The sequence below is a fragment of the Frateuria soli genome (assembly GCF_021117385.1).
In the GTDB taxonomy this organism is placed as follows: domain Bacteria; phylum Pseudomonadota; class Gammaproteobacteria; order Xanthomonadales; family Rhodanobacteraceae; genus Frateuria_A; species Frateuria_A soli.
Genome location: NZ_CP088252.1, coordinates 2,329,629 through 2,354,697 on the forward strand (window position 1 = coordinate 2,329,629; position 25,069 = coordinate 2,354,697).

Genomic DNA, 25,069 nt, shown 5'->3' on the forward strand with positions numbered 1-25,069 from the left:
CGGGATAGACAAAAAAGGCCACGCCGGCGGCCCACCGCCGTTGAAATCAGTCGATTTCGTCGGCAGCGTCGTCCACTTCGGCGTGGGTAGCACGTCGTACTGTGGCGGCGGCAAAGCCTCGACGCAAGAGGAATTGCGCGCGCCGGGCGCGTTCGGCGTGGTCGGCCGGGGCCTTGCGGCCATAGCGGCGGCGCAGTTGGTCCAGCGCGGACTCCTCCCAGTCGACCTCCGCCTCCTCCAGCAATTGACGGATGCGCGCGTCGGTCACGGCATGGGTCTTGAGCTCGGCGCGGATGCGCTGCGGGCCGTAGCCTTGCGCGGCACGGTTGCGCACCAGCATCGCCGCGAAGCGTTCGTCGTCCTGGTAGCGCTGGTCCTGCAGGCGGTCGATGGCCTCGCGGCTCTCGCCGCCCTCCAGCCCGCGCGCCGCCAGTTTCCGCTTCAGTTCCTGCGCCGAGTGTTCGCGTCGCGCGAGCAGCCGCAAGGCCACGTCATAGGCGGCAGGCGGCTTTCCGGACGCGGGCTTGCGCGGCATGGAGCCCCCTCAGCACCCGGGCTGCACGAGACCGGGTGCCGGCACGAAGCTCGCGCCGGCAATCGCGTCCGGCAGACCGGTCAGCGCCAAGCCGAGACGAGGGAGGACCCGTGACGCCAGCACGACCGGACCCGCGCGGGCCGCGCCGTCCGGCACCACGTCCCGCACATCGCTCATCGCGTCGTTTCCGCCCTGAGCGCGATGCGCCGCGCGATATCGGATTGCAGCTCGCTCGCATCCTGGCCCGCCTCCCTGACCGCCCGCAGGATGGCGGCCTCATCCAGGCCGTCGGAACGCGACGCTTCGGCCAGCGCCCACGTGCGCGCGGCGCGCCGGCCGCTGCCACAGTAGAGAAGCACGGGTTTGTCCGACGAGGTGAGCACCTGCCCCAGTTCGTCCACCGCGTCGGCGGCAATGGTTCCGTGCCGCACGGGGATATAGGTAAAGGACAAGCCCACCGCTGCGGTCGCCTGGCTCATCCGCGAGGAGCCGGGCTGGTCCGCGGCCTCGCCATCGGGGCGCAGGTCGACCACGGCACGGAATCCCCTGTCGACCAGTCCGGACAGTTGCTCCGGCTTGACCTGCCCGGTTATCCACACGCCACCGGGCAGCTCATGGGCCTGCACATCGGCGGACGGCGGGGCTTTCGCCGCACTTGCGGCAACCATCACGCCGGCCATGCCGACCAGCGCCGCCAGCAGAAAAGTCCTTCCCGGCTTGAGCATGGGTTTTCTCCGTTGGCGACGCGATGGCGATCAGGCTTCTTCGAGCGCCTCTTCGGAAGCCGGGGCCGCCTTGCCGCCACCCACCAGCAGGCGCGCGCGCAGCTGCTGGTCGATCTCGTTGGCGATGGCCGGATTGTCACGCAGGAACTGGCGCACGTTCTCCTTGCCCTGGCCGATGCGGTCGCCGTTGTAGCTGTACCAGGCGCCGGACTTGTCGATCAGGTTCTCCTTCACGCCCAGTTCGATGATCTCGCCCTCGCGCGAGGAACCCTCGCCGTAGAGGATCTCGAACTCGGCCTGGCGGAACGGCGGGGCGACCTTGTTCTTGACCACCTTCACGCGGGTTTCCGAGCCGATCACCTCGTCGCCCTTCTTGACCGCGCCGATGCGGCGGATGTCCAGGCGCACCGAGGCGTAGAACTTCAGCGCGTTGCCGCCGGTGGTGGTCTCGGGGCTGCCGAACATCACGCCGATCTTCATGCGGATCTGGTTGATGAAGATCACCAGGCAGTTGGACTTCTTGATGTTGGCGGTGAGCTTGCGCAGCGCCTGGCTCATCAGGCGGGCGTGCAGGCCGACGTGCGAATCGCCCATCTCGCCTTCGATCTCGGCCTTGGGCGTGAGCGCGGCGACCGAGTCGACCACCACCACGTCCACCGCACCGGAGCGCACCAGCATGTCGGCGATTTCCAGCGCCTGCTCGCCGGTATCCGGCTGCGAGACCAGCAGGTCGGCGACGTTGACGCCCAGCTTCTCGGCGTAGCTCGGGTCCAGCGCGTGCTCGGCGTCGACGAACGCGGCGGTACCGCCGTTCTTCTGGCAGTTGGCGATGACCTGCAGGGTCAAGGTGGTTTTACCGGAGGATTCCGGACCGTAGATCTCGATCACGCGGCCGCGCGGCAGGCCGCCGACGCCCAGCGCGATGTCCAGACCCAGCGAGCCGGTCGAGACGGTATCGATGGCGTCGTCGGTGCGGTCGCCAAGGCGCATCACCGCGCCCTTGCCGAACTGCTTCTCGATCTGGCCGAGGGCGGAGGCCAGCGCTTTGCGCTTGTTGTCGTCCATCGTGGGAATCCCGGTGGTGTGGCGAGGAATGGAAGCGATCTTGCCCGGCTGGAATCTCACGGACTGCGATCTGCCAAGGCCTCGATTATCCCACAGCCGTCAAGCCCCGACGCCGGCGCAGGGCGCCTCATTCCGTCAGCGCTTTCCTCACGCCGTTGAGCGCGGCGGCCACGCTTTGCCGGCGGATCGCCTCGCGGTCGCCGTCGAAATGGAACAGCTGCGCATGAGCGTAGCCGCCGCGGCGCTTCCATCCGATCCAGACGGTGCCGACCGGCTTGTCCGGCGTGCCGCCCGACGGACCGGCGATGCCGGTGACCGCCACCGCGACGCCCGCGCCGTAACGCGCCATCGCGCCGGAAACCATCTCCAGCACGGTCTCCTCGCTGACCGCGCCGGTGTGTTCGAGCGTGCGCGGGTTGACGCCCAGCAGGGCCTCCTTGGCCTCGTAGCTGTAGACGACCACGCCGGCGTCGAACCAGGTGGAGCTGCCGGGCTGGTCGGTGAGCGTCTTGGCGATCCAGCCGCCCGTGCAGGACTCGGCGGTGACCAGCATCAGCTTGTGCTGCAGCAGATCCGTGGCGACCCGGGCGGCGAGGGCGGACAGTTCGGCATCGGTGGGCGCGGACAGGGGCACAGCGGGCCTCCGGAAATGCAAAAGGCCGTTCTACCCGCTGGGGGACGTGGCGGCAAGAAACCTCTCCGCGTGCGCGCCCTGCGCAGGCGCGCACCTCCCGCCGGGGACGCGACCGTGCCCTGCGCAACAGCGCGTCCGGGCGTCGGCATGCGGCATGTAAACTCGGGGGCTTCGGCGCGCTCACCGCGGCCCGCGACCGTCCAATAGCTGCCTGCATGAACCTCAACGATTCCGCCTCGCACACTCCCTTCATGCGCCAGTACCTGGCGCAGAAAGCCGAGCACCCGGACGTGCTGCTGTTCTTCCGCATGGGCGACTTCTACGAGCTGTTCTACGACGACGCACGCAAGGCGGCGCGACTGCTCGACATCACGCTCACCCAGCGCGGCCAGTCGGCCGGTGCGCCGATCCCGATGGCCGGCGTGCCCTATCACGCGGCGGAAAACTACCTGGCGCGGCTGGTGAAGCTCGGGGAGTCGGTGGCGATCTGCGAGCAGATCGGTGATCCGGCGACGTCCAAGGGGCCGGTCGAACGCAAGGTGGTGCGCATCGTCACGCCCGGCACGGTGACCGACGCGGCGCTGCTGGAAGAACGGCGCGACAACCTGCTGCTGTCGATCCATGCCGGCGCGCAGGGCGCGTTCGGGCTGGCATGGGTGGACCTGAGTTCCGGTCGCTTCCTGCTCAGCGAAGTGCCCGGCTCCGAGGCGCTCGCCGCGGAGCTGGCGCGCCTGCAGCCGGCCGAGACACTGGTCGGCGAAGACGGCGCCTGGCCGAAGCTGGTCACTACCTTGCCCGGCCTGCGCAAGCGTCCGCCGTGGCATTACGACCTCGATGCGGCACGGCGCGAGCTCAACCGCTTCTTCGGCACGCGCGACCTGTCCGGCTTCGGCGTCGACGGCCTGCCGCTGGCCATCGCCGCGGCCGGCTGCCTGCTTGGCTACGTCGAGGAAACCCAGAAGAGCGCGCTGCCGCACCTCACCGGCATGGCGGTGGAGAATGCCGGTGAGACCATTGCGCTGGACGCGGCCACCCGCCGCAACCTGGAGCTGGACACGCATCCGAGCGGGCGCATCGAGCACACCCTGCTCGGCGTGCTGGACGAGACCGTCACGCCGATGGGTGCGCGCCTGCTGCGCCGCTGGCTCAACCGTCCGCTGCGCTCGCGCGAGACGCTGCGCCTGCGGCACCAGGCGATCGCCACGCTGATCGAGGCGCGCGCCTATGAGCCGTTGCGCGAAAAGCTGCGCGGCATCGGCGACCTCGAGCGCATCCTGGCCCGGGTGGCGCTGTGTTCGGCCCGCCCGCGGGATCTGTCGACGCTGCGCGACGGCCTCGCCGCGGCGCCCGGCATCTGTTCGATCGTCCTTGATCGCGAAAATCAGGAAGCGCCGAATCCGCTGCTGGCCAGCCTGGTGGCACGTATCGGCGACCACGCCGACACGATCGCGCTGCTGCAGCGCGCGATCGTCCCGCAGCCACCGGTACTGCAGCGCGACGGCGGCGTCATCGCCGAGGGCTACGACGCGGAACTGGACGAGTTGCGCCGCCTCTCCACGAATGCCGACCAGTTCCTGGTGGAGCTGGAGGAACGCGAGAAGGCCGCCAGCGGCATCAGCACGCTCAAGGTCGGCTACAACCGCGTGCACGGCTACTACATCGAGATCACCCGCGCGCAGGCGGACAAGGCGCCCACGCACTACACGCGTCGGCAGACCACCAAGAACGCCGAGCGCTACATCACCGAGGAACTGAAGGCCTTCGAGGACAAGGTGCTTTCGGCACGCGAGCGCTCGCTTATGCGCGAGCGCGCGCTCTACGAGAACCTGCTCGCCAGCCTGATCGAGCGCCTTGCCCCACTCAAGGACGCCGCCGCGGCCGTCGCGGAGCTGGACGTGCTGGCCAACCTGGCCGAGCGCGCCGAAACGCTGGACTGGCGCGTGCCCGACCTCACCGACGCCCCCGGCATCCGCATCGAGCGCGGCCGCCACCCGGTGGTGGAAAAGGTGCGCGAGGAGCCGTTCGAGCCGAACGACCTGGACCTCACCGACAGCCGCCGCATGCTGGTGATCACCGGCCCGAACATGGGCGGCAAGAGCACCTACATGCGCCAGAACGCGCTGATCGTGCTGCTCGCCCACATCGGCAGCTACGTGCCGGCATCGCGCGCCTGCATCGGCCCGGTCGACCGCATCTTCACCCGCATCGGCGCCGGCGACGATCTTTCGCGCGGGCAGTCCACCTTCATGGTGGAGATGAGCGAGACGGCCAACATCCTGCACAACGCCACCGAGCACAGCCTGGTGCTGATGGACGAGGTCGGCCGCGGCACCAGCACCTACGACGGCCTGGCGCTGGCGCGCGCGGCCGCGGTGCACCTGGCCACCGCAAGCCGCGCCTTCACGCTGTTCGCCACACACTACTTCGAACTGACCGGACTGGCCGGCGAGTATCCGTCGATCGCCAACGTGCACCTGGACGCGGTCGAACATCACCACAAGGAGCGGGGCGACCAGCTGGTGTTCATGCACGCGGTCAAGGAAGGCCCGGCCAACCGCAGCTTCGGCCTGCAGGTGGCGGCCCTGGCCGGTCTGCCGAAGAGCGTGATCGCCGACGCGCATCGCACGCTGGCCGAGCTGGAGCGGGGCACGCACGGCCATCCGGCCGCCGCAGCCCCGCCACCCGCCGCGTCGCCGCAGCTGGGCCTGTTCGCCGAGCAACCCTCGGCGGTCGAACAGGCCCTCAAGGACATCGATCCCGACGCGATGTCGCCGCGCGAGGCGCTCGAGGCGCTGTACCGGCTCAAGACCCTCGCCTGACCGGAGCAGCCGGCCTGCAGGACTCCCACGGGGATGCTCCGCGGGGTCAGGCCGCCTTTGCTTCCCGCGCCGCATCGAGTGCCTGCAGCAGGTCGGCCCAGATGTCTTCGACATCCTCGATGCCCACCGACAGCCGCAGCAGGCCCGCAGTGATGCCACATCGGGCCTGGGTCTGGGCGTCGACCACGCGATGGGTGAGGCCGGCGGGGTGCTGGATCAGCGTGTCGACCGAGCCCAGGCTGACCGCCGGCGTGGCCAGGCGCACCGCCGCCATTACCGCGGCCGCCGCCGCGTGGCCGCCATGCAGCTCGAACGCGAGCAGGCTGCCCGGGCCTCGCATCTGCGACCCGGCCAGGTGCGCGTTCGCCACCGTGCCCAGGCCGGGGTAGCACACGCGCGCGACCGCCGGATGCGCGGCCAGCCGCTCGGCGACGACCTGGGCGTTGGCCTGCGCCTTGTGCACGCGCAGGCTCAACGTCGGCAGGCCACGATGCAGCAGGTAGGCGCCCAGCGGATGCAGCAGCCCGCCGGTGGCCGCACGCACCTGGCGCAAGGCGGCTGCCCATTCCGTATCGCAGGCAACCACGCCCGCGATGACGTCGCCATGGCCGCCGAGGAACTTGGTGGCGCTGTGCAGCACCAGCGTCGCGCCCAGCGCGACCGGCTGCTGCAGCACCGGCGTGGCGAAGGTGGAATCGACCAGCACCGGCACCGTTCCGGCGGCGCGCACCACCGCCGCGATGTCGATCAGGTCCAGCGTCGAGTTGGCCGGCGTCTCGATGATCACCATCGCGGTGTCGCCATCGATGGCACTGCCGACTTCCTCCGGCCGCACCCAGCGCGTGCCGATGCCGAGCAGGCCCGAAGCCAGCAGGTGGTCGGACGTGCCATACAGCGGCCGCACGGCAAGCACGTGTCCGCCACGCTGGCGCGCCGCCAGCAGGCAGGCCGACATCGCCGCCATGCCTGAGGCGAAGGCGACCGCGTCGCGGCTGCCCTCGAGCTGCGCCAGCGCCTGTTCGAAGCGTGCCACGGTCGGGTTGTGCAGCCGTGCGTAGATCGGGTTGGCTGCCCGCGCCGCGCCGCCGACCAGCGCATCGAAACTGGCGGTCCCCTCGTCCAGGTCGGTGACCGGATAGGTGGTGGACAGGTCCAGCGGCGGCGCATGCACACCCAGCGCGGCGAAATCCTCGCGTCCGGCGTGGACGCCCAGGGTGTCCGGATGCGGCCGATGATGCGTCATGGCGATGCCTCCCGTTCGATGACTGGCGACAACGCTAGAATGAGAGGCAGCAACACGGATCAACTACCGAATTATATTTCGTCGAGGCCCGGCTTCATGCAACTTGACCGAATCGACTTCGCCATCCTGCGCGAATTGCGGAAGAACGCGCGATTGCCGAACAAGCTGCTGGCCGAACGGGTCGGCGTGGCGCCATCGACCGCGCTCGAACGCGTGCGCCGCCTGCGCGAACAGGGTGCCATCTGCGGTTACCACGCCGAGGTGGCCCCGGCGGCGCTGGGCATCGGCCTGCAGGCGATGATCAGCGTGCGCCTGGCGCGCCACGCGCGGGCCGACCTGGACGGCTTCGGCCGCTACCTGTCGACGCTGCGCGAGGTGCTGGCGTTCTACCACGTGGCCGGCGCGAACGATTACCTGCTGCACGTGGCGGTGCGCGACAGCGACCAGTTGCGTGACTTCGCCCTGGACGCGTTCACCACGCGGACGGAGGTGGCGCACATCGAGACCAGCCTGATCTTCAGCTTCCGGCGCAACGTCGACCTTCCGGTCTACCGCGCGGCCGCCGATTGAGCGGTGCACGGCAAGACCGGCGATCGCGCCGTCCGGCTTCGCGCCCTCGTCGCCGGCGGGTTCAGTCCTGGTGGTCCTTGAATTGCTGGATCTGCCGCCGCGAACGCTTGTCCGGTCGCGACGGCGGACGCAGCAACCCGGCCGCGCCCAGCCTGCGCTGCGCCCGCGCCGCCTCCCGCGCCGCGAGGCTCTGCTCGGTCTCGCGATAGAGTGCCTGCGCCACGGGCGCCGGACCGCGCCGGTCGGACAGCGCCAGCACGATCAGCTCGAAACGCTCCTCGCCACGGGTGATCTGCAGGCGGTCGCCCACGTGCAGCGGCTTGGCCGGCTTGCTGCAGTGGCCGCCGTTGACGTCCACCTTGCCGCCCTCGATCGCCTGCTTGGCGAGGCTGCGGGTCTTGAAGAAGCGCGCGGCCCACAGCCAGACGTCGGCGCGTACATCCACGGCGGGATTCGTCGAATTCATGAGGCCATTATCGGCAGGGCGCAAGGAGCCCGCATCACCCGAGCAATGCGCCGCCGAGCGGCACGCTCAGCAGCGACAGCACGATGCCGGCGCCAAGGATAGTGTTGGCCAGCGGCGGATCCAGCCCGTACTCGTCGGCCAGGATGGTGGCCGAGACCATCGGTGCCATCGCCGCCTGCAGCACGCCGACCGTCAGCACCAGCCCGTCCACCCCGGCCAGCCTGCCCAGCAGCCAGCACGCCAGCGGCGCCAGCAGGAGTTTCCAGCCCAGGCCGAGGCCCGCCGCGGCAAGCTGGCGCTCGCCCGGATGGAAGCGGAACTGCAGGCCGACGGAGAACAGTGCCAGCGGCGTCAGCGTCGCCCCCAGCGGCGCGAACATGCCTTCGATGGCCGGCGGCCAGCCACCGAGCACCCCCACCGCGATGCCGGCCAGCAACGCCAGGAACGCGGGGAAGGTCAGGATGCGTCGCGCGATCATCGCCGGTTCCGGCGCCCGGCCGGCGTACAGGCTGGCCACCACGATGCCGGCCGAGGCCAGCACCGGGAACGCACCGAGCTGGTCGGCCACCACGGCCAGCGTCAGCCCCGGCTGGCCGTACAGCGCCTGCATCAGCGGGTAGCCCATGAACGAGGTATTGCCCAGCCCGCAGACCAGGATCAGCGCGCCGGTGCGTCCGCGCGACCAGCCCAGGCGCGGCCCCAGCAGGCCAAACAGCAGCCATGCGCCGCCGAACGTCAGCCACATCGCGGCGATGGGAAACCACAGTTGCGGATCGAAGCGCAGGCGGGGGATCAGCTCCAGTACCAGCGCCGGCAGCGCCACGTTGATCACCCACCAGTTGAGACCCGCGGCGAGGCCTGCCGGTGGTCGCGCCAGGCGCGCCACCAGGGCACCCAGCACCAGGCAGGTGAACAGCAACAGCAATGCGCTCATCGAACAGGCCGGGTGGAAAGGATGCATAGCATGACGGAAGCGACGCGGCGCGCGCGGAACGCGGACAAGCTCCGGCTCGCCAGCATCGACGCGCCGGAAGGAGCGAGCCCCACCTCGCGGTCGCCGCGACGCGATAATGGCGGCATGAACGATACCGGCCACCGCGTGCACGGCCTGACCGCCGACGATGTCCCTCCTGACTGGCCCCCGCTGGCCGCCACGGAGGTGGCTGCGCTACTGGCCCGCTACCCGTCGGTCCGTTCCACCGGTGCGATCGTGTGGCACAGCCCGCGCCCGCTTTCGGCCGCGGCACTGGTCGACACCGGCGATCGCAGGGTGTTCGTCAAGCGCCATCACCACCGCCTCCGCACGCCCGACACGCTGGCCGAGGAACACGCCTACATGGCCTGGCTGCGTGCGTCCGGCATTCCCGTGCCGGCGGTGCTGGCCGATGCGACGGGCCGAACCGCCGTCGCGCAGGACGAGTGGACGTACGAGGTGCACGCACCTGCCGCCGGCATCGACGTGTATCGCGAAACCACCTCCTGGACGCCCTTGCCCGATCTCGCCCACGCGCACGCGGCCGGTGCCATGCTCGCCCGCCTGCACGGCGCCGCGGAGGGCTATGCGGCCAGGCAGCGCGACACCCATCTGCTGGTCGCGCGCAGCGAGATCATCGAGGCCGCCGATGCGCTGGCGGCGATCGCCGCGCAGTTGCCGGTCCGGCGGGGATTGGCCGACTACCTCGGGCAGCGCGACTGGCGCAGCGAGATCGGCGAGACGCTCGCTCCGTTCCATCCACGCGTGCACACGCGGCTGGCCGCGCAACCGAGGCTGTGGACGCACGGCGACTGGCACGTCTCCAACCTGTGCTGGAGCGGCGCCGGCGCGGCAGCTTCCATCACCGCCGTGCTCGACTTCGGACTGGCGGCACGCACGTTCGCCCTGTTCGACCTGGCCACCGCCATCGAGCGCAACGCGATCGCCTGGCTGGAGATCGACCGCGTCGATGCGGCGCATCCCGGCACCGCGCGCGCGCTGATCGCCGGATACCGCGAACGGCGCCCGCTGTCCGCCGCGGACGTCCATCTGCTGGCCGACCTGCTGCCGCTGGTGCACGTGGATTTCGCGCTGTCGGAAGTGGAGTACTTCGCCGCGGTCACCCGCTCGCCGGCCAACGCCGACGTGGCCTATCACACCTTCCTGCGCGGACACGCGGCGTGGTTTGCCACGTCACCGGGACGCGCGCTGCTGGACGCCATCCGCGCGCTTGCCTGAGCCCGGGCGCCGTTCGCGCCGGGCCGAGCGTGCCGCGCGCAGCGATGGCCCTCCGACTCCGGCTCGCGGCCCATGCCAGGGCAAGCGGCTTGGGTTGGACGTCCATTCCATGCTTCAATACGGGTCTTGAAGCGGGGGTGCCCGGCAAAACGCCGGGCTGAGAGAGTCCCTTGGAACCTGATCCGGCTTGTACCGGCGTAGGGAGCTTGATTCGCAGTCGCGCGTCCGTCCGGAGCTGCGACTGCCCGTCGCTTCGTCCGTATCCCCTCCGACGAGCCGACGATGACGCTGCCCCGCACACCCCTGCTGCTTGCCCTTCTCGCCGCACTGGCCCCGGCCGCGCATGCCGCCGACCAGCCCGACGCCAACCAGGCGAAAGAACTCGCGCCGGTGCGCGTGGAAGGCCGGGTCCACGACGACCGCCACGGGACCGCCATCGACGCCTACGGCAACGCCTCGCTGCACAACACGCCGGCCGCCGTGACGCTGGTCACGCGCAAGCAGATCGACGACCGCCAGATCCGCACGCTGAGCGAACTGGCGCGCGAGGATGCCTCCCTCGGCGACAACTACGCACCGGTCGGTTACTACCAGGACATCGCCATCCGCGGCTATCCGCTGGACCTGGCCACCGGCCTTCGCATCAACAACCTCACCATCGCCGGCGAGCAGCCGGTCGCGCTGGAAGACAAGCAGCGGGTGGAAGTGCTCAAGGGCCTGGCCGGACTGCAGGCAGGCGTGATGGAACCGGGCGGCGTGGTCAACTTCGTCAGCAAGCGTCCGGCCCAGGTGCGCGAGGTGACCCTGGGCACCGATTCGCACGGCTCGCGCTACGGCGCCCTGGACCTGGGCGGCTGGCTCACGCCGGACTTCGGCGTGCGCGCCAACCTGGCCTGGGAGGACGTGCACTCCTACGTCCGGCACGCCGACGGCCGGCGCAACTTCTACGCGGTGGCCGCCGACTGGCACATCACCCCCGACGCCACGCTGGAACTGGACAGCGACTACCAGGCCAGCGCGCAGCGCTCGGTTTCCGGCTACCAGTTGCTCGGCGGCGACACGCTCCCCGTCCATGCCGATCCCACCCGCATGCTGGGCTTCGAGCCGTGGCAGCAGCCGGTAGGCATCCATGCGGCCAACACCGGCGCGCGCTTCAACTATGCATTCAACGACGACTGGCGGCTGCGCCTGGCCGCCGGGCACAGCCGCAGCGTGATCGACGACAACGTGGCGTTCGCCTACGGCTGCTTCTACTCGCCGGCCTGCGCCAGCGGCGCGCCGGGCAACTTCTTTGCGCCCAACGGCGACTACGACATCTACGACTACCGCAGCCCCGACGACACGCGCGTCGACGACGAGGCGCGGGCGACGCTCGAAGGCCACCTGGACACCGGCACCGTCAGCCACCAGCTCACGCTCGGCGCGAGCGCGTTCCGCCGCCTCAACGACCGGCGCGCCGATGTCTACGACTACGTGGGCACCGCCAACATCAGCGACCTCGACCCGCCCTATTTCGCCCCCTCGCCCAACCAGCCCGGCCCGTCGGTGCGACGGCTCACCAGCTGGCAGCGCTCGCTGTTCGCGCTGGATCGGCTGCACCTGGGCGAGCAGTGGCAGTTGGTTGCCGGCGGCCGCTTCGTGCGCCTGCACGAGCGTGCCTATGACGGCGACGGCGCGCCCGAGCGCGACACGCGCCTCGGCAGGACGCTGCCGCAGGCGGCCGTGCTGTGGCAGCCGGACGAGGCGCTCACCACGTACCTCAGCTACAGCGAAGGCCTTTCGCTGGGCAAGGAAGCGCCTTACTGGACCAGCAACGACGGCCAGATGCTCGCGCCGCGGCTGTCGCGCCAGCTCGAAGCCGGCATGAAGTACGCAGTGGGCCGCGCGCTCGACGTCAGCGCCGCGCTGTACCGCATCCGCCAGCCCTACCAGTTCGCCCGGCCGGACGATTCCGACTACGGCTTCACCTTCGTGCAGCAGGGCGAGCAGGTGAATACCGGGCTGGAACTGGGTGCGCACGGCCGCGTCGGCGACAACCTCGAGCTCACTGCCAGCGCGAGCGTCATCCGCGCCCGCGCGCAGGACACCGGCACACCCGCGTACGAAGGCCACCAGGTCGTCAACGTGCCGCGCGTGCGGACCGCCGTGTACGCCGACTATCGCCTGCCGTTCGCGCCGCAGCTGAGCCTGCTCGGTGGCTGGCGCCACGCTTCGCCGAACGTGGCCACGCCCGACGGCCGCGTGCGCGTCCCGGCCTACGACGTGTTCGATGCGGGCGTGCGCTACACCGCCACGCCGGGCGGCCATGCGCTCACCGCCCGGCTGTCGATCGACAACCTGTTCGACCGCTTCTACTGGCGTGACACCGGCAGCGCCTTCGGTGACAGCTACCTGTTTCCGGGCGCGCCACGCCTGGCCCGGTTGTCCGTGAGCTACGCGTTCTGATGGATGCGATCGAACTCATCGGCGCGGTACTGAGTGCGTGGGCCGTCTGGCTTTCCGCGCGGCGCCGTCCATGGTGCTGGCCGGTGGGCCTCGCGTCGGTCGCGGTCTACAGCGTGATCTTCATCGACGCCCGGCTCTATTCCGACGCCCTCCTGCAGGGCGCATTCGCCGTGCTGATCGTGTATGGCTGGCTGCGCTGGCTGAAGCACCTGGGCAGCGACGGTCGCGTGCAGGTCGCATCGCTCCCGCCACGCCAGTTCGTCGGCCACCTGGCGCTCGGCCTGGCTGGCGCGCTCGCGCTCGGCTACGCCATGCACCGCTGGACCGACGCCGCGCTGCCGTGGCTGGACGCCGCTCTCACCGCCTTCAGCCTCGTCGCGCAGTGGTGGCAGGGCCGGCGCCACATCGCCGCGTGGTGGCTGTGGATCGCGGTCGACGTGATCTACGTGGGCGAGTACCTCTACAAGGATCTGCGCATCACCGCGGTGCTCTACGCCGGTTTCGTGGTGCTGGCCGCGATCGGCCTGCGCGACTGGCGCCGCGCGTGCCAGTCCGTGCCCGGCGCCCATCCCGCGATCGGCTGAGCGCCCGCTGCCCGGGCAGCGGGTGGCCGTGATCCGGCGCGTCCGGTTCTCCGGCAGGCCAGGTCCGTGCCGCCTGCGATGCCAGCCAGGGTCGGGCACCCGCGCCGGGTGTGCATCGCCGGATCGGCGACCCCGCCGGCTTGCCCGTGGCTCAGGCCACGGGTGCCAGCCAAGCGCGCGCAGCCACCACCAACGCCTGCACGCCTGTTTCCAGGGTGGGATGGATGACCGGCAGGAAGCGCGGGTTGTGGTTGGTCGGAATCTCGTTCAGGCGGTTGGCGGCCCTGGCTTTCGCATAGGTGTCCGGATCGGTGCCGCCGACGAACCAGAACACCGAGGGCACATGCCACTCGGCACCGAACGAGCCGAAGTCTTCGCTGGCCGAGGTCGGGCCGGTCTGGCGCACCCGCTCCGGCGCAAAGAACGCGCGGAACGCCTGGACCACGCGCTGCGCCGCCTCCGCATCGTTGTTCACCAGGGCATAGCGGTCCAGCGGCGTGATCTGCGGTGGCCTGGGGGCACCCGATGCGGCCGCCTCGGCGTTGGCGATGCGCGTGATGGCATCCAGCACGCGCGTGCGCACGCCTTCGTCGAAAGTGCGCACGTTGAGCTTGATGACGGCCTCGTCGGGAATCACGTTTGCCTTGGTGCCGGCCTGCAGCGAACCGACGGTGATGACTGCCACCTCGGTCGGCGCCAGTTCGCGCGAGACGATGGTCTGCAGCCGGAGCACGGTCGCCGCCGCCATCACCACCGGGTCGATGCTCGCCTGCGGCATCGAACCATGCGCGCCGCGCCCGAACAGGCGGATCTCCAGGCTGTCGGCCGCCGAGGTGATGACGCCGGTGCGCCCCGCGACCGCACCTGCCGGGCCGACCATCACGTGTTGCCCGAGCACGACGTCCGGTCTGGGAAAGCGCTCGAACAACCCGTCGTCGATCATCGCGCGGGCGCCCTCGGCGGTTTCCTCGCCCGGCTGGAACACCGCCATCAGCGTTCCCTTCCACTGCGCGCGGGCCTGCGCCATCAGCGTGGCGGCACCGACCAGCCAGGTGACGTGCATGTCATGGCCACAGGCATGCATGACCGGCACGCTGCGGCCTTCGCGGTCGACGGCCTCGACCTTGCTCGCGTACGGCACGCCGGTCGCCTCTTTCACCGGCAACGCGTCCATGTCGGCGCGCAGCATCACCGTCGGTCCCTCGCCATTGCGCAGCAGGCCGACCACCCCGGTCTTGCCGACGCCGGCCGTCACCTCGTAGCCAGCGGCGCGCAGGTGGTCGGCCGCCAGCGCGGCGGTGCGGGTTTCCTGCATCGACAGTTCGGGGTGAGCGTGGATGTCGGTGTAAAGCTTCTCCAATGCCGGAAGCAGGCCCTGGAGGTCGCCCAGCCGGGTGCCGGTGGCGTCGGTCTGCGCGATGGTCATGGGAATGGGTCCATTGAGAGAGCGCTGAGGCAGGGCCGGCGCTACCGTGCTGGTGCGATGCCATCCAGGCGCCGGCACCCGCGACGCCTGGCGCGGAATCCGTTGCGACGCAAGCGCGAACGGCCAGCCTGGACCTGGCAACACAAGCCCGGCAAGAAGCCCTCGTGCCGCTTGCCGGCATCATGCGCATGCGCCGGCAAGGACGGGTGAAGCGCGCGGGGACCCGCGGCGGCCGCGTCGCGGGATCCCTCGCGACGCGGCCCGGTTCGACAGGCCTCGCCTAGCCAGCCAGTTCCACGATCCGGGGCGTCACCTCGTGCCCGTCGATGAGCAGCTCGCCCACGCCGATCGGCAGCTTGAACCGCCGCCGCCCGGCGCTGCCGGGATTGACGTAGAGCACGCCTGCGCGTTCCTCGACCAGCGGTTTGTGCGAATGCCCCGAAACCACCACGTGGATGCCTTCCGCGGGCGGATCGATCGCCAGCTCCTTGAGGTCATGCAACACGTACAGCCGCACCCGGCCCACTTCGAGCGTTGCCGTTTCCGGCAAGCGGGCGAGTGCCCCGTCGCGGTCGTTGTTGCCGCGTACGACGGTCAACGGGGCGATGGCCATCAGCGCCTCCAGGATCACGGGGTCGCCGATGTCACCTGCATGGACGATGCGCTGGCATCCACGCAGGAAGTCCACTGCCGCCGGGCGCAGCAGGCCGTGGGTGTCGGAAATCAGGCCCACGCGGAGCATCGTGCCGGTCACCTCCCGCATGGCCTTCGTGGACGGTAAGGCGCTCACGTTAGTGCACCCGGCGCGACCGTACCGTCAGCGTCCGCGTGGACTGCCGGCGACCCGTGTCCGTCCGCGACTGTCCGGACGCGCGGCCGCGGTGTCCGCGGACGGCCATCGCAGGCACGGACGATGCCGCGCAGACCGCATGGCGCCTCGCGTTTAAACGTTGGCACGCGTTGTGCCATCTCATCCGCGAAAGCTTCCTTCAACCACGCGGAGAACCGTCATGAAATTCGAAACCATCCTGCTGCAGAGCTTGTTCGCCGTCTGCATGCTGCTTTGCCTGGCCGTGATGAGCGCAATGCTGGTCCTGCCGACACCCACCGCCCTGGCCGCAGCCAGCCAGGCGCATGCTGCAACGATCGCCAACGCGGAAGGCTGAAACCGGGCGAAGCCCTGGCCGGCGAGGCTTGCATAACGGGTGCGTACCTATACTTGCGCCCATGGCCTCGCCCCTGCACCTGCTTCACCGCGCCGCGCATGAGCCGATCCGCCGCTGGGTGCTGGACGCGTTCCCGCGCGATCCCGACGGCACGCTGGACTACGACCATCCGCACGGCGATCCGGGCTTGTTCGGTCCGGACAGCGTGACCTGGCGCATCCATGCCGACTTCACCGGCATGCTCGCCGGCGGACTGGCCGCACTGATGATGCAGACGCTGCATCCGCTGGCGCTGGCCGGCGTGTGGGACCACTCGAACTTCCGCGGTGACCTGGTCGGGCGCCTGCGCCGCACCACCACGTTCGTCGGGGCCACGACGTACGCGCCCCGCGCGGCGGCCGAAGGCCTGATCGAGCATGTGCGCCGGATCCATGGCTTCGTGCGCGGCACGGACGAAGACGGCACGCCCTACTCGGCGGACGATCCCTCCCTGCTGACCTGGGTGCACGTCACCGAGGCGCACAGTTTCCTCGCCGGCTACCGTCGCTTTGCCCATCATGCGGTGCCACGCGCCATCGCCGATCGCTACTACGACGAAGCGCGCCGCGTCGCCGAGGCGCTCGGTGCGCGCGACGTGCCCGCCTCGGAGGGCGAGGTGGCGGACTACTTCACCGCGATACAGCCGCGCCTGGCCTATACCGACCGCTCCCGCGAGGTCCTGCGCATCCTCGCCGGCGTCCGCCTTCCCGTGCCGTTCGCCGGCCTTTCCCGCGACATCTTCCTCAACGCCGGCATCATGCTGCTGCCCGCGTGGGCGAGCGACCTGCTGCGCCACACGCCCCGCCAGCGCCAGAACGCGCGCCTGGCCGCGCGGTTGCTGTGGTCGATGGCACCGGCCTTCCGCGCCGCGCTGAAGGAGAGCGGGGTGGTCAGCCGCTCGTGTCGGCGGATGGGCGTGGCGCCCGAGGCGATGCGCCGCTGGCCTGTGTCCGCCTTCCGGCAGAGCTAGCGCGCGCCAACGCACCGGACAGCCGTGTGCGGGCGCCGGCTCCGTCCATGCTGCCGGTACGTTGTCAGCAACCGACGGATGCAGCAGTCCGGGCGGTGGGTTTTTGGCCGTGCCGGCGCGCATCATGGGTGAACCGCCCTTCCCCGGTGATCCGCATGTCATCCCGTTCCGCCGCCCCGGTCGCGCTCGCCGTCCTCATGCTGCTGGTCAGCATGGTCTCGTACCAGTGTGGCGCATCGCTCGCCAAGCACTTGTTCCCGCAGGTGGGCGCGCAGGGGGCGACCGCCTACCGGCTGGGGCTGAGTGCGCTGGTCATGTTGCTGTGGCGGCGGCCGTGGCGGCGGGCGGGCAGCGGTCGCGACTGGCGCGCGCTGTGGGGCTACGGGCTTGCGATCGGCGCGATGAACCTGGTGTTCTACATGTCGCTGCGCACGATCCCCCTGGGTATCGCGGTCGCGCTGGAGTTCACCGGGCCGCTGGCGCTGGCGCTGTTCGGATCGCGCCGGCCGCTGGACTTCGTCTGGATCGCGCTGGTGATCGCCGGGCTGGTCCTGCTGCTGCCGCTGCACACGCAGGTCGGGGCGCTCGATCCGGGCGGGGTGATGTACGCGCTGGCCGCCGGCGTGGGCTGGGCGCTGTACATCGTGCTGGGGAAAAAGGTCGGCGCGACTCATGGCGGGGATGCGGTCACGCTGGGCATCTCGATCGGCGCCCTGCTGGTGATTCCGTTCGGCGCCGCACATGCAGGCGTGGCGCTGCTGTCGCCATCCCTGCTGCCGTACGCGCTCGGCGTCGCACTGCTCAGCTCGGCGCTGCCGTACTCGCTGGAGATGGTCGCGCTGACCCGGTTGCCAGCGCGCACGTTCAGCACGCTGTTGAGCCTGGAACCGGCGATCGCGGCGATGGCTGGCGCGGCGCTGCTGGGCCAGCAGCTGAGTCTCATGCAATGGGCGGCGATCGTGGCGATCATCGTGGCTGCGGCCGGCACGGCCGCCAGCGTGCAGCGGCCCGTCACGGCGTCGGAGCCGCTGGTCAACTGAGTTTCGCGGCGCACCCGGGCATGCGTGTCACGCCAGGGCACAGGGCGGTATCTCTACGCCTCGAAGCCAGGGAAGAGCCCGCCGTCCGGCGGGCTCTTCCCAACACAGCGTCCGGCTCGGGCAGCGGCGCGCGCTACCCGAGCAGCACGCGGTTCATCCGCTGCACGAACGCAGCCGGATCGGGCAGCTGCGCACCCGCGGCGATCTCGGCCTGGTCCAGCAGCAGCATGGCCAGGTCCCTGGCCGTATCCGCGTCGGGCTCCGCTTCCACGCGCCGAACCAGCGGGTGCTGCGGATTGATCTCGAGCGTGGGCTTGGACTGGGGCATGTCGTGGCCGGCTTCGCGCAGCAGGCGCGCCAGGTGCGGGGCCATCTCGTAGTCCGACAGGGCCAGGCACGAGGGGCTGTCGGTGAGGCGTGCGGACACCTTGACGTCGCCGACGCGGTCGCCGAGCAGTTCCCTCATCTTCGCCAGCAGGGGCTCGGCCGCCTTGGCGGCTTCCTCCTGCTTCTTGCGGTCGGCCTCGTCCAGCGGCACCTCGCCCTTGGCGACGCTCTGCAGCTTCCTGCCGTCGTACTCGCTCAGCGAGCCGAGCATCCATTCGTCGATGCGCTCGGACATCAGCAGCACCTCGATGTCCCTGGCCTTGAACGCTTCCAGCTGCGGGCTGCCGGCGGCGGCGGCGTAGCTGTCGGCGGTGATGTACCAGATCGCGTCCTGGCCGACCTTCATGCGGCCGATGTAATCGTCGAACCCCACCGTCGGGCCCGCGCCCTCGCTGCGGGTGGAGGCGAAGCGCAGCAACTTCGCGATGCGTTCGCGGTTGTTGGCGTCCTCGGCGATACCTTCCTTGAGCGTGTTGCCGAAGGCCTTGTAGAAGGTCGCGAACTTCTCCGGCTCGTCGCGGGCCAGCTTCTCGATCAGGTCCAGCACGCGCTTGACACAGGCGGCCTTGATGCGGTCCAGCTGGCGGTTGTGCTGCAGGATCTCGCGGCTGACGTTGAGCGGCAGGTCGTCTGCGTCGACCACGCCGCGCACGAAGCGCAGGTAGTTGGGCAGCAGCTCCTCGGCCGCGTCCATGATGAAGACGCGCTTGATGTACAGCTTCAGGCCCTTGCGCTCGTCGCGCCCGCCCATCATCAGGTCGAACGGCGGCTGCGCCGGCAGGTAAAGCAGCGTGGTGAAGCTCTGGCTGCCCTCGACACGGTTGTGCGTCCACGCGAGCGGATCGTTGAAGTCGTGGCCGAGCGACTTGTAGAAGCTGATGTAGTCCTCGTCGCTGATCTCGCTCTTGGGGCGGGTCCAGAGCGCGCCGGCGTCATTGATGGTTTCCCACTCGTCGGTGGGCTGGCCATCCTTCTCCTTGGGCATGCGGATCGGGAAGGCGACGTGGTCGGAGTACTTGCGGATCAGCGACGCGAGCTGCCAGCGCTTGAGGAATTCGTCCTCGTCGGCCTTCAGGTGCAGGATCACGGCGGTGCCTCGCTCGCCGAGCTCGACCTGTTCGAGCGAGTACTCGCCCTTGCCGTCGCTCTCCCACTTCACGCCCTCGCCCGCCGCCGCGCCGGCGCGGCGGGTCAGCACGGTGACCCTGTCGGCCACCACGAAGGCCGAGTAGAAGCCCACGCCGAACTGGCCGATCAGGCGCGCGTCGCCCTTCTGCTCGCCGCTCATGGCTTCCAGGAAGCGCCGCGTGCCGGAACTGGCGATGGTGCCGATGTTCGCGACCACCTCGTCGCGGTTCATGCCGATGCCATTGTCGCGCACGGTGACGGTGCGCGCCTTCTCGTCCCAGCTCACGTCGATGTGCAGTTCGCCCTCGCCGGCCAGCAGCTCGGGGTGCGCGATCGACTCGAAGCGCAGCTTGTCGCAGGCGTCGGAGGCGTTGGAGACGAGCTCGCGCAGGAAGATTTCCTTGTGCGAGTAGAGCGAGTGGGTGACCAGGTGCAGGACCTGGGCGACTTCGGCTTCGAATTTGCGGGTTTCGGTGGATGCGGTCATTGCGGTGTTGCTTCCCAGTGACGACAAAAGACATTTCCCTCTCGCGCCGCGAAAGGGTGCCCGAAAGACGGGAGAGGATCCGGGCGAAGTGCTGCCCGGCGCCGCCGGAACCTCTCCCCGCCCCTCTCCCGGGGGAGAGGGGCCCAAGCTCAGGCGCGCGCCGCCTGCAGCGCGGCGATGCGCTCGTCCAGCGGGGGGTGGCTCATGAACAGGCGCTGCAGGCCCGCGGCCATGTGGCCGGAGATGCCGAAGGCGGCCATCGCCTTGGGCAGCGTGGTTTCGCCGTGATCGCCCTTCAGCCGCTGCAGCGCGGAGATCATCGACCCGCGGCCGGCCAGCTGCGCACCCGCGCGGTCGGCGCGGAACTCGCGCCAGCGCGAGAAGGCGGCCACGATCATCGAGGCGAACAGGCCGAAGACGATCTGCAGCACCATCACCGTCACGAAATAGCCGATGCCGATGCCGCCGCGATTGTCGCGGCCACCGTTGAGCCAGCTGTCCACCAGGTTGCCGACCACGCGCGCGGCGAGGATCACCAGCGTGTTGAGCACGCCCTGGATCAGGGTGAGGGTCACCATGTCGCCGTTGGCCACGTGGCCGATCTCGTGGCCGAGCACGGCCGATACCTGCTCGCGGTCCATCTGCTGCAGCAGGCCGGAGCTGACCGCCACCAGCGAGTTGTTCCTGGTCATGCCGGTGGCGAAGGCGTTCATCTCCGGCGCGTCGTAGATCGCCACCTCCGGCATGCCGATGCCGGCGGCCTGGGCGTGCCGGCGCACCGTGTCGACCAGCCAGCGCTCGGCCTCGGTCTGCGGCTGCTCGATCACGCGGGCGCCGGTGGAGTACTTGGCGATGGTCTTGGACATCGCCAGCGAAATGAAGGCACCGCCCATGCCGAACACGGCGGCGTAGACCAGCAGGCCGGTCATGCCGCCGTAGCCGCGGGCTGCCGCCCACTGGTCGATGCCGAACAGGCGGCAGACGATGCTCAGCAGCAGGAGGACGGCGATGTTGGTGGCAAGGAAGAGGACGATTCGACGCACGGCTGTCTCGTTTGGCAGTCATGAAATGGCGGCTCGCGCCGCAGGCTGAGATTCGGGGCGCCATGCAGAGGTTTCAAGAGGAGCGGCAGCCAGATGCGTGGTCCCGCCGCCGCTCGACGCACCGTGGAAGCCGGCAGTGGCGGCGCCGTCAGCGCGGCGATATCCGACCGTCCGGGGCCTCGATGCGGCCGATGCGCCCGACGGCATCCTCGAAGCCGTCACGGCCGGACATGCGCCGCTGCAGCGCTTCCAACTGGACAGGTCGCTGTAGCAGCTGGAGGTCAGGGAGGGCCTCCAGGCGGGAAAGATCCGCGCATCCTCGATCGAGGCGTTGGTGCCGGGTCCGTGCGCATCAGGCAACCCGTGACATCGGCCCGCGTCGCCATGCCGGCGTGGCCGATGCCCTCGCCCTCAGCCGGGATGCAGCCGGTGATCTGTCGGCCACTAAGGCAAGCGTGCGGCAAATCGTCGCTGCTCCGCCGCCGGTCGCGACGGCGGGGCGCCCTTTCCGTCCGTCCGCACGGCCGCCGGCCACGTCGCCGCGAGCACGGCCGTGCCGCCGCCATGGGCCAGCGGCGACGCCGCAGGCCCATGGCGGGGGCTCCGCGGTTCAGCGCCAGGCTTCTTCGCTGCGCTGCTCGAAGTGCTCGTAGGCGGTGAGCAGGCCGCCCAGCACTTCGGCGGACGTCTCGAACAGCGCCTGCGCCTTGGGATCGGAAACCCTGGGGACGTCCTTGCGCATGTGCTCCATGGTCTCGCGCAGCATGCCCTTGATCTTGCGGGTGTGTTCGCGCGGGTCGTCGTGGCCTGCGGTTGCGTCGGTCATGGGAATTCCTCCTGTTGCCGGCCGGACGGACGGATGCTCCCGCCACCACCGTGGCGGGCAGGTGAACCGGTCGCCATGGCCCTTAGAATCGTCCGATGACCTACTGCGGCCGCTTCGCCCCGTCCCCCACCGGCCTGCTGCACTTCGGCTCGCTGGTGGCCGCGGTGGGCAGCTGGCTGTGCGCGCGGCATGCGGACGGGCGCTGGCTGCTGCGCATGGAGGACATCGATCCGCCGCGCGAGGCGCCGGGCTCGGCGCAGGCGATCCTGGCCGCGCTGCCGGCGTTCGGACTGGTCGCCGACGCGCCGCCGCTGTTCCAGTCGCAGCGCCGCGATGCCTATGACGCCGCCTTCGAGCAACTGCGTGCCGCGGACCGGGTGTTCCCCTGCTGGTGCAGTCGGGCGCAACTGGCGGCGGAGGGCGGAATGCACCGCGATGGCCGCTGCATCGCCCCGCCCGAGCCGGACCGCCCGCCAGCCTGGCGACTGCGCGTACCGGACGTGACGATCGCCTTCGACGACGCGCTGCAGGGCCCGCAGCGACAGAACCTCCGCGACGAAGCCGGCGACTTCGTCATCCGCCGCGTGGAGGGTTACTACGCCTATCAGCTGGCCTGTGTCGTGGACGACGCCTTCCAGGGTGTCACCGAGGTGGTGCGCGGCAACGACCTGCTCGATTCCACCCCGCGGCAGATCTGGCTGCAGCAATGTCTGGGGCTGCCGACACCGGCGTATCGGCACCTGCCGCTGGCGCTGGATGCGCGGGGGCACAAGCTGTCCAAGTCCGACCAGGCGCATCCGCTGGATTCGGCCGAGCCGCTGCCGGCGCTGCGCCGGGCGCTGGCGTTCCTGGACGTCCATACGGCCGCGGGTGCGCACAGTCCGGCGGCGCTGCTCGGAGCCGCGCTCGAGCATTTCGACCCGGCCCGCCTGCCCCACCTGGCCGCGCGAGCCTTGTAGGAGCGCACCTGTGCACGACCGCGGGGTTCGGGTCGCGCGAGGTGTCCGCTATCGCTTGGATGCCGCGTGGCGGTCGCGCACGGGTGCGCTCCTACAGGGGACGCGGCGCAGCAGTTGTCACGAAACTGGGGTATACATGCAGGGCACGCCAGCATCGGCATGTTCGCACCGGGAACTCCAGCAATGAACCCACGCACTGCACTGGTCACCGGCGGCACGGGCGGCATCGGCACCGCGATCGTCCGCTACCTGGCCCGCCAGGGGCACCGCGTCGCCACCAACTACCGCGACGAAGCCAGGGCGCAGGCCTGGCGCGAGCGCATGACTGCGGAAGGCATCGAGGTGTGCATGGTGCCGGGCGACGTGGCCGAGCCGGATTCGGCCGCCGCCATGGTGCGTGCAGTGGAAGCGCAGTGCGGCCCGGTGCAGATCCTGGTCAACAACGCCGGCATCACCCGCGACACCACCTTCCACAAGATGGACTACCAGCAGTGGAGCGAGGTGGTGAACACCAACCTCAACGCCTGTTTCAACGTCACCCGACCGGTGATCGAAGGCATGCGGGCGCGCCGCTGGGGGCGCATCGTGCAGATCAGCTCGATCAACGGCCAGAAGGGCCAGTATGGCCAGGCCAACTACGCGGCGGCCAAGGCCGGCATGCACGGCTTCACCATTTCGCTGGCGCAGGAGAACGCGAAGTTCGGCATTACGGTGAACACGGTTTCGCCCGGCTACGTCGCGACCGACATGGTGATGGCGGTGCCCGAGGAGGTACGCGAGAAGATCGTGGCGCAGATTCCGATCGGCCGGCTCGGCAAGCCGGAGGAGATAGCGCACGCCGTGGCGTTCTTCACCACCGACGAGGCCAGCTGGATCACCGGGACGAATCTCGCGATCAACGGTGGGCATTACATGGGGTGGTAGCGGTCCCTCTCCCCACCGGGGAGAGGAAGACAAGCGAGCCGCCAGAGCTACTTCTCCAGCACCTTCTCCAGCACCTTCCCCACCGCCGCGAACGCAAACGCCCCGGTGATGTGCGTCGCCGCCCCCAGCCCGCCGCCGCAGGCGAGGTTCAGCGAGTCTCCGCCCGGCGGGCGCAGGCCGCAGACCGAGCCGTCCGGCTGCGGATACTGCACGTTCTGCAGCGAATACACGGCCGACACGCCGAAGTAGCGGTCAGGGTTGCGCGGAAAGTTGAAATCCTGTCGAAGCTTCTTGCGGATAAGGCTGAACATCGCATCGTGCTCGGTTCGGGAGAGGTCGCGCACGCGGATCTGGGTCGGATCGGTGCGCCCGCCGGCCGAACCGACGGTGACCATCGGCAGCTTGCGCCGGCGGCACCAGGCGATCGCCTCCAGCTTCACGCGGAAGGCATCGCAGGCATCCAGTACCACGTCGTAGCCGCGATCCAGCAGTTCATCCAGCGTGGCCGTGGTGAGGAAGCGCTCGATCGCCTCCAGCCGGATGCGGGGGTTGATCGCGTGTGCGCGCTCGGCCATCACGCCGACCTTGGGCTTGCCCCACTGGCCGTCCAGAGCGTGCAGCTGGCGGTTGGTATTGGACAGGCACACCTCGTCGGCGTCGATCAGGGTCAGCCGCCCCACGCCGCTGCGCGCCAGCGCTTCGACCGCCCAGGAACCGACCCCGCCGATGCCGATCACGCAGACGTGGGCGTCCATCAGGCGCTCGATGGTGCCCCGGCCGTACAGGCGCTCGACGCCCTCGAAGCGCTCGGCCGGGTAATGCGGCCCGCTCATGCGGCCCGCCCGGGGACGGGGTGGATGCTGCCTGCCATCGCGTGCGGTTTCCTACGCGGAAAAGCCCATTTTACGGCTACGAAAGCCGTCGGCGCTTCGGTATTCTGGCCATTCACTAGCTTCTAGGGCGGTCAACCATGAATGCACGTTCCGCACTGCTGATCCTGCTCGGCCTGGTCATCGGCGTCCTCGGCACCGTATTCGCGATGAAAGCGTTGTCCGACCGCAACCCGATGCCGCATGCGGTGATGACGGTAATGGGCCACCACATGGGCGCGCTCGGCCAGGCGGTCAAGACAAAGCAGTGCGACGCCGCGCAGATCAACGATCACCTGCTGCGCCTGCAGTCGACCGCGTCGGACATCCCCGTCGCCTTCCCCGGCGCCGAGCAGGACTTTCTGGATCATGCCGGCCGCCTGCGCACGGCCCTGCAGGGGGCGGTGCAGGCGCATCCGACCGATTGCGCCGGGCTGGCCCAGGCGATCAAGCCGGTCGGCGACGCCTGCAAGTCCTGTCACCAGCAATACCGGTAAGCCGAACCAG

General features: G+C 69.9%; 24 protein-coding genes and 1 riboswitch. Of the genes, 11 read left to right on the forward strand and 13 right to left on the reverse strand.

What is annotated here, in order from left to right; genetic code table 11:
* Nucleotides 1–46 precede the first annotated feature (46 nt).
* The 4 genes from LQ771_RS10705 to LQ771_RS10720 all read right to left on the reverse strand — a co-directional run bounded on the left by LQ771_RS10705 (nt 47) and on the right by LQ771_RS10720 (nt 2,953).
* Nucleotides 47–535 (reverse strand): regulatory protein RecX, encoded by a 489-nt coding sequence (locus LQ771_RS10705; RefSeq protein ID WP_231349387.1) that lies wholly within the window; start codon nt 533–535, stop codon nt 47–49.
* Nucleotides 536–708: 173 nt separating this feature from the next.
* Nucleotides 709–1,260 carry a protein tyrosine phosphatase family protein gene (locus LQ771_RS10710; RefSeq protein ID WP_231349388.1) on the reverse strand — a complete coding sequence of 184 codons (552 nt, stop codon included), beginning with the start codon at nt 1,258–1,260 and terminating at the stop codon, nt 709–711.
* Between the two features lie 30 nt (nt 1,261–1,290).
* Nucleotides 1,291–2,325, reverse strand: coding sequence for a recombinase RecA (gene recA / locus LQ771_RS10715; protein ID WP_231349389.1), 1,035 nt, complete (start codon nt 2,323–2,325; stop codon nt 1,291–1,293).
* Between the two features lie 127 nt (nt 2,326–2,452).
* Complete coding sequence (locus LQ771_RS10720; RefSeq protein ID WP_484494520.1) at nt 2,453–2,953, reverse strand: CinA family protein; 501 nt, start codon at nt 2,951–2,953, stop codon at nt 2,453–2,455.
* Between the two features lie 221 nt (nt 2,954–3,174).
* On the opposite strand from LQ771_RS10720, the gene mutS reads away from it, so the two are divergent.
* Nucleotides 3,175–5,778, forward strand: a complete 2,604-nt coding sequence (gene mutS, locus LQ771_RS10725) for a DNA mismatch repair protein MutS (protein WP_231349391.1) — start codon at nt 3,175–3,177, stop codon at nt 5,776–5,778.
* A 46-nt stretch (nt 5,779–5,824) separates the two neighbouring features.
* Here mutS and LQ771_RS10730 read toward each other — a convergent pair whose 3' ends face one another.
* Nucleotides 5,825–7,021, reverse strand: coding sequence for a trans-sulfuration enzyme family protein (locus LQ771_RS10730; protein WP_231349392.1), 1,197 nt, complete (start codon nt 7,019–7,021; stop codon nt 5,825–5,827).
* Between the two features lie 96 nt (nt 7,022–7,117).
* Here LQ771_RS10730 and LQ771_RS10735 point away from each other — a divergent pair, with 96 nt between their 5' ends.
* The gene (locus LQ771_RS10735) at nt 7,118–7,591 is read left to right on the forward strand and encodes an Lrp/AsnC family transcriptional regulator (RefSeq protein WP_231349393.1); all 474 of its coding nucleotides are present in this window, start codon (nt 7,118–7,120) and stop codon (nt 7,589–7,591) included.
* A gap of 61 nt (nt 7,592–7,652) precedes the next feature.
* On the opposite strand, the gene LQ771_RS10740 is transcribed toward LQ771_RS10735, so the two are convergent.
* On the reverse strand, nt 7,653–8,057 hold the full coding sequence (locus tag LQ771_RS10740; protein WP_231349394.1) for an RNA-binding S4 domain-containing protein: 405 nt from the start codon (nt 8,055–8,057) through the stop codon (nt 7,653–7,655).
* A gap of 34 nt (nt 8,058–8,091) precedes the next feature.
* Nucleotides 8,092–8,991 carry an AEC family transporter gene (locus LQ771_RS10745; protein WP_231349396.1) on the reverse strand — a complete coding sequence of 300 codons (900 nt, stop codon included), beginning with the start codon at nt 8,989–8,991 and terminating at the stop codon, nt 8,092–8,094.
* A gap of 144 nt (nt 8,992–9,135) precedes the next feature.
* Here LQ771_RS10745 and LQ771_RS10750 point away from each other — a divergent pair, with 144 nt between their 5' ends.
* The 3 genes from LQ771_RS10750 (at nt 9,136) to pnuC (ending at nt 13,298) form a co-directional block, all read left to right on the forward strand.
* The gene (locus tag LQ771_RS10750; RefSeq protein ID WP_231349397.1) at nt 9,136–10,269 is read left to right on the forward strand and encodes a phosphotransferase enzyme family protein; all 1,134 of its coding nucleotides are present in this window, start codon (nt 9,136–9,138) and stop codon (nt 10,267–10,269) included.
* A gap of 123 nt (nt 10,270–10,392) precedes the next feature.
* Nucleotides 10,393–10,490: riboswitch (TPP riboswitch) on the forward strand.
* A 61-nt stretch (nt 10,491–10,551) separates the two neighbouring features.
* On the forward strand, nt 10,552–12,714 hold the full coding sequence (locus LQ771_RS10755) for a TonB-dependent siderophore receptor (protein ID WP_231349398.1): 2,163 nt from the start codon (nt 10,552–10,554) through the stop codon (nt 12,712–12,714).
* A complete protein-coding gene (gene pnuC, locus LQ771_RS10760; protein ID WP_231349400.1) occupies nt 12,714–13,298 on the forward strand; it encodes a nicotinamide riboside transporter PnuC in 585 nt (194 codons plus the stop codon). Before LQ771_RS10755 ends, pnuC begins: the two co-directional genes overlap by 1 nt.
* Nucleotides 13,299–13,449: 151 nt before the next feature.
* Here the strand turns inward: pnuC and LQ771_RS10765 are convergent, their stop codons facing one another.
* Both LQ771_RS10765 and LQ771_RS10770 read right to left on the reverse strand, forming a co-directional pair.
* The gene (locus tag LQ771_RS10765) at nt 13,450–14,724 is read right to left on the reverse strand and encodes a M20 family metallopeptidase (RefSeq protein ID WP_231349407.1); all 1,275 of its coding nucleotides are present in this window, start codon (nt 14,722–14,724) and stop codon (nt 13,450–13,452) included.
* A 280-nt stretch (nt 14,725–15,004) separates the two neighbouring features.
* Nucleotides 15,005–15,487, reverse strand: a complete 483-nt coding sequence (locus LQ771_RS10770) for a metallophosphoesterase family protein (protein WP_231351896.1) — start codon at nt 15,485–15,487, stop codon at nt 15,005–15,007.
* 247 nt (nt 15,488–15,734) lie between these two features.
* Here LQ771_RS10770 and LQ771_RS10775 point away from each other — a divergent pair, with 247 nt between their 5' ends.
* The 3 genes from LQ771_RS10775 to LQ771_RS10785 all read left to right on the forward strand — a co-directional run bounded on the left by LQ771_RS10775 (nt 15,735) and on the right by LQ771_RS10785 (nt 17,939).
* Entirely contained in the window at nt 15,735–15,890 is a 156-nt protein-coding gene (locus LQ771_RS10775) for a hypothetical protein (protein WP_231349408.1), read from the forward strand.
* A gap of 61 nt (nt 15,891–15,951) precedes the next feature.
* Nucleotides 15,952–16,899, forward strand: a complete 948-nt coding sequence (locus LQ771_RS10780) for an oxygenase MpaB family protein (RefSeq protein WP_231349413.1) — start codon at nt 15,952–15,954, stop codon at nt 16,897–16,899.
* A gap of 155 nt (nt 16,900–17,054) precedes the next feature.
* On the forward strand, nt 17,055–17,939 hold the full coding sequence (locus LQ771_RS10785) for an EamA family transporter (RefSeq protein WP_231349414.1): 885 nt from the start codon (nt 17,055–17,057) through the stop codon (nt 17,937–17,939).
* Between the two features lie 133 nt (nt 17,940–18,072).
* On the opposite strand, the gene htpG is transcribed toward LQ771_RS10785, so the two are convergent.
* The 3 genes from htpG to LQ771_RS10800 form a co-directional block, all read right to left on the reverse strand.
* Nucleotides 18,073–19,941: a molecular chaperone HtpG gene (gene htpG / locus LQ771_RS10790; protein ID WP_231349415.1), complete on the reverse strand. Its 1,869-nt coding sequence runs from the start codon at nt 19,939–19,941 to the stop codon at nt 18,073–18,075.
* A 149-nt stretch (nt 19,942–20,090) separates the two neighbouring features.
* A complete protein-coding gene (gene htpX, locus LQ771_RS10795; protein ID WP_231349416.1) occupies nt 20,091–20,984 on the reverse strand; it encodes a protease HtpX in 894 nt (297 codons plus the stop codon).
* 610 nt (nt 20,985–21,594) lie between these two features.
* Nucleotides 21,595–21,810, reverse strand: coding sequence for a hypothetical protein (locus tag LQ771_RS10800; RefSeq protein WP_231349417.1), 216 nt, complete (start codon nt 21,808–21,810; stop codon nt 21,595–21,597).
* Nucleotides 21,811–21,905: 95 nt separating this feature from the next.
* Here LQ771_RS10800 and gluQRS point away from each other — a divergent pair, with 95 nt between their 5' ends.
* Both gluQRS and phbB read left to right on the forward strand, forming a co-directional pair.
* Nucleotides 21,906–22,769: a tRNA glutamyl-Q(34) synthetase GluQRS gene (gluQRS, locus tag LQ771_RS10805; RefSeq protein ID WP_231349419.1), complete on the forward strand. Its 864-nt coding sequence runs from the start codon at nt 21,906–21,908 to the stop codon at nt 22,767–22,769.
* 183 nt (nt 22,770–22,952) lie between these two features.
* Entirely contained in the window at nt 22,953–23,693 is a 741-nt protein-coding gene (phbB, locus tag LQ771_RS10810; RefSeq protein ID WP_231349422.1) for an acetoacetyl-CoA reductase, read from the forward strand.
* A gap of 47 nt (nt 23,694–23,740) precedes the next feature.
* Here phbB and LQ771_RS10815 read toward each other — a convergent pair whose 3' ends face one another.
* Nucleotides 23,741–24,526 (reverse strand): tRNA threonylcarbamoyladenosine dehydratase, encoded by a 786-nt coding sequence (locus LQ771_RS10815; protein ID WP_231349423.1) that lies wholly within the window; start codon nt 24,524–24,526, stop codon nt 23,741–23,743.
* 137 nt (nt 24,527–24,663) lie between these two features.
* On the opposite strand from LQ771_RS10815, the gene LQ771_RS10820 reads away from it, so the two are divergent.
* Entirely contained in the window at nt 24,664–25,059 is a 396-nt protein-coding gene (locus tag LQ771_RS10820; protein WP_231349424.1) for a cytochrome c, read from the forward strand.
* Nucleotides 25,060–25,069 lie beyond the last annotated feature (10 nt).

Bases quoted from the DNA above. Each gene is read 5' to 3' on its own strand.
- phbB (WP_231349422.1), top strand. From the start codon at position 22,953: ATGAACCCACGCACTGCACTGGTCACCGGCGGCACGGGCGGCATCGGC.
- LQ771_RS10735 (WP_231349393.1), top strand. From the start codon at position 7,118: ATGCAACTTGACCGAATCGACTTCGCCATCCTGCGCGAATTGCGGAAG.
- LQ771_RS10745 (WP_231349396.1), bottom strand. From the start codon at position 8,991: ATGAGCGCATTGCTGTTGCTGTTCACCTGCCTGGTGCTGGGTGCCCTG.
- gluQRS (WP_231349419.1), top strand. From the start codon at position 21,906: ATGACCTACTGCGGCCGCTTCGCCCCGTCCCCCACCGGCCTGCTGCAC.
- recA (WP_231349389.1), bottom strand. From the start codon at position 2,325: ATGGACGACAACAAGCGCAAAGCGCTGGCCTCCGCCCTCGGCCAGATC.
- LQ771_RS10820 (WP_231349424.1), top strand. From the start codon at position 24,664: ATGAATGCACGTTCCGCACTGCTGATCCTGCTCGGCCTGGTCATCGGC.
- LQ771_RS10705 (WP_231349387.1), bottom strand. From the start codon at position 535: ATGCCGCGCAAGCCCGCGTCCGGAAAGCCGCCTGCCGCCTATGACGTG.
- LQ771_RS10785 (WP_231349414.1), top strand. From the start codon at position 17,055: ATGTCATCCCGTTCCGCCGCCCCGGTCGCGCTCGCCGTCCTCATGCTG.
- LQ771_RS10780 (WP_231349413.1), top strand. From the start codon at position 15,952: ATGGCCTCGCCCCTGCACCTGCTTCACCGCGCCGCGCATGAGCCGATC.
- LQ771_RS10755 (WP_231349398.1), top strand. From the start codon at position 10,552: ATGACGCTGCCCCGCACACCCCTGCTGCTTGCCCTTCTCGCCGCACTG.
- LQ771_RS10765 (WP_231349407.1), bottom strand. From the start codon at position 14,724: ATGACCATCGCGCAGACCGACGCCACCGGCACCCGGCTGGGCGACCTC.
- LQ771_RS10815 (WP_231349423.1), bottom strand. From the start codon at position 24,526: ATGAGCGGGCCGCATTACCCGGCCGAGCGCTTCGAGGGCGTCGAGCGC.
- LQ771_RS10750 (WP_231349397.1), top strand. From the start codon at position 9,136: ATGAACGATACCGGCCACCGCGTGCACGGCCTGACCGCCGACGATGTC.
- pnuC (WP_231349400.1), top strand. From the start codon at position 12,714: ATGGATGCGATCGAACTCATCGGCGCGGTACTGAGTGCGTGGGCCGTC.
- mutS (WP_231349391.1), top strand. From the start codon at position 3,175: ATGAACCTCAACGATTCCGCCTCGCACACTCCCTTCATGCGCCAGTAC.
- LQ771_RS10740 (WP_231349394.1), bottom strand. From the start codon at position 8,057: ATGAATTCGACGAATCCCGCCGTGGATGTACGCGCCGACGTCTGGCTG.
- LQ771_RS10730 (WP_231349392.1), bottom strand. From the start codon at position 7,021: ATGACGCATCATCGGCCGCATCCGGACACCCTGGGCGTCCACGCCGGA.
- LQ771_RS10770 (WP_231351896.1), bottom strand. From the start codon at position 15,487: ATGCGGGAGGTGACCGGCACGATGCTCCGCGTGGGCCTGATTTCCGAC.
- LQ771_RS10710 (WP_231349388.1), bottom strand. From the start codon at position 1,260: ATGCTCAAGCCGGGAAGGACTTTTCTGCTGGCGGCGCTGGTCGGCATG.
- LQ771_RS10800 (WP_231349417.1), bottom strand. From the start codon at position 21,810: ATGACCGACGCAACCGCAGGCCACGACGACCCGCGCGAACACACCCGC.
- htpG (WP_231349415.1), bottom strand. From the start codon at position 19,941: ATGACCGCATCCACCGAAACCCGCAAATTCGAAGCCGAAGTCGCCCAG.
- LQ771_RS10775 (WP_231349408.1), top strand. From the start codon at position 15,735: ATGAAATTCGAAACCATCCTGCTGCAGAGCTTGTTCGCCGTCTGCATG.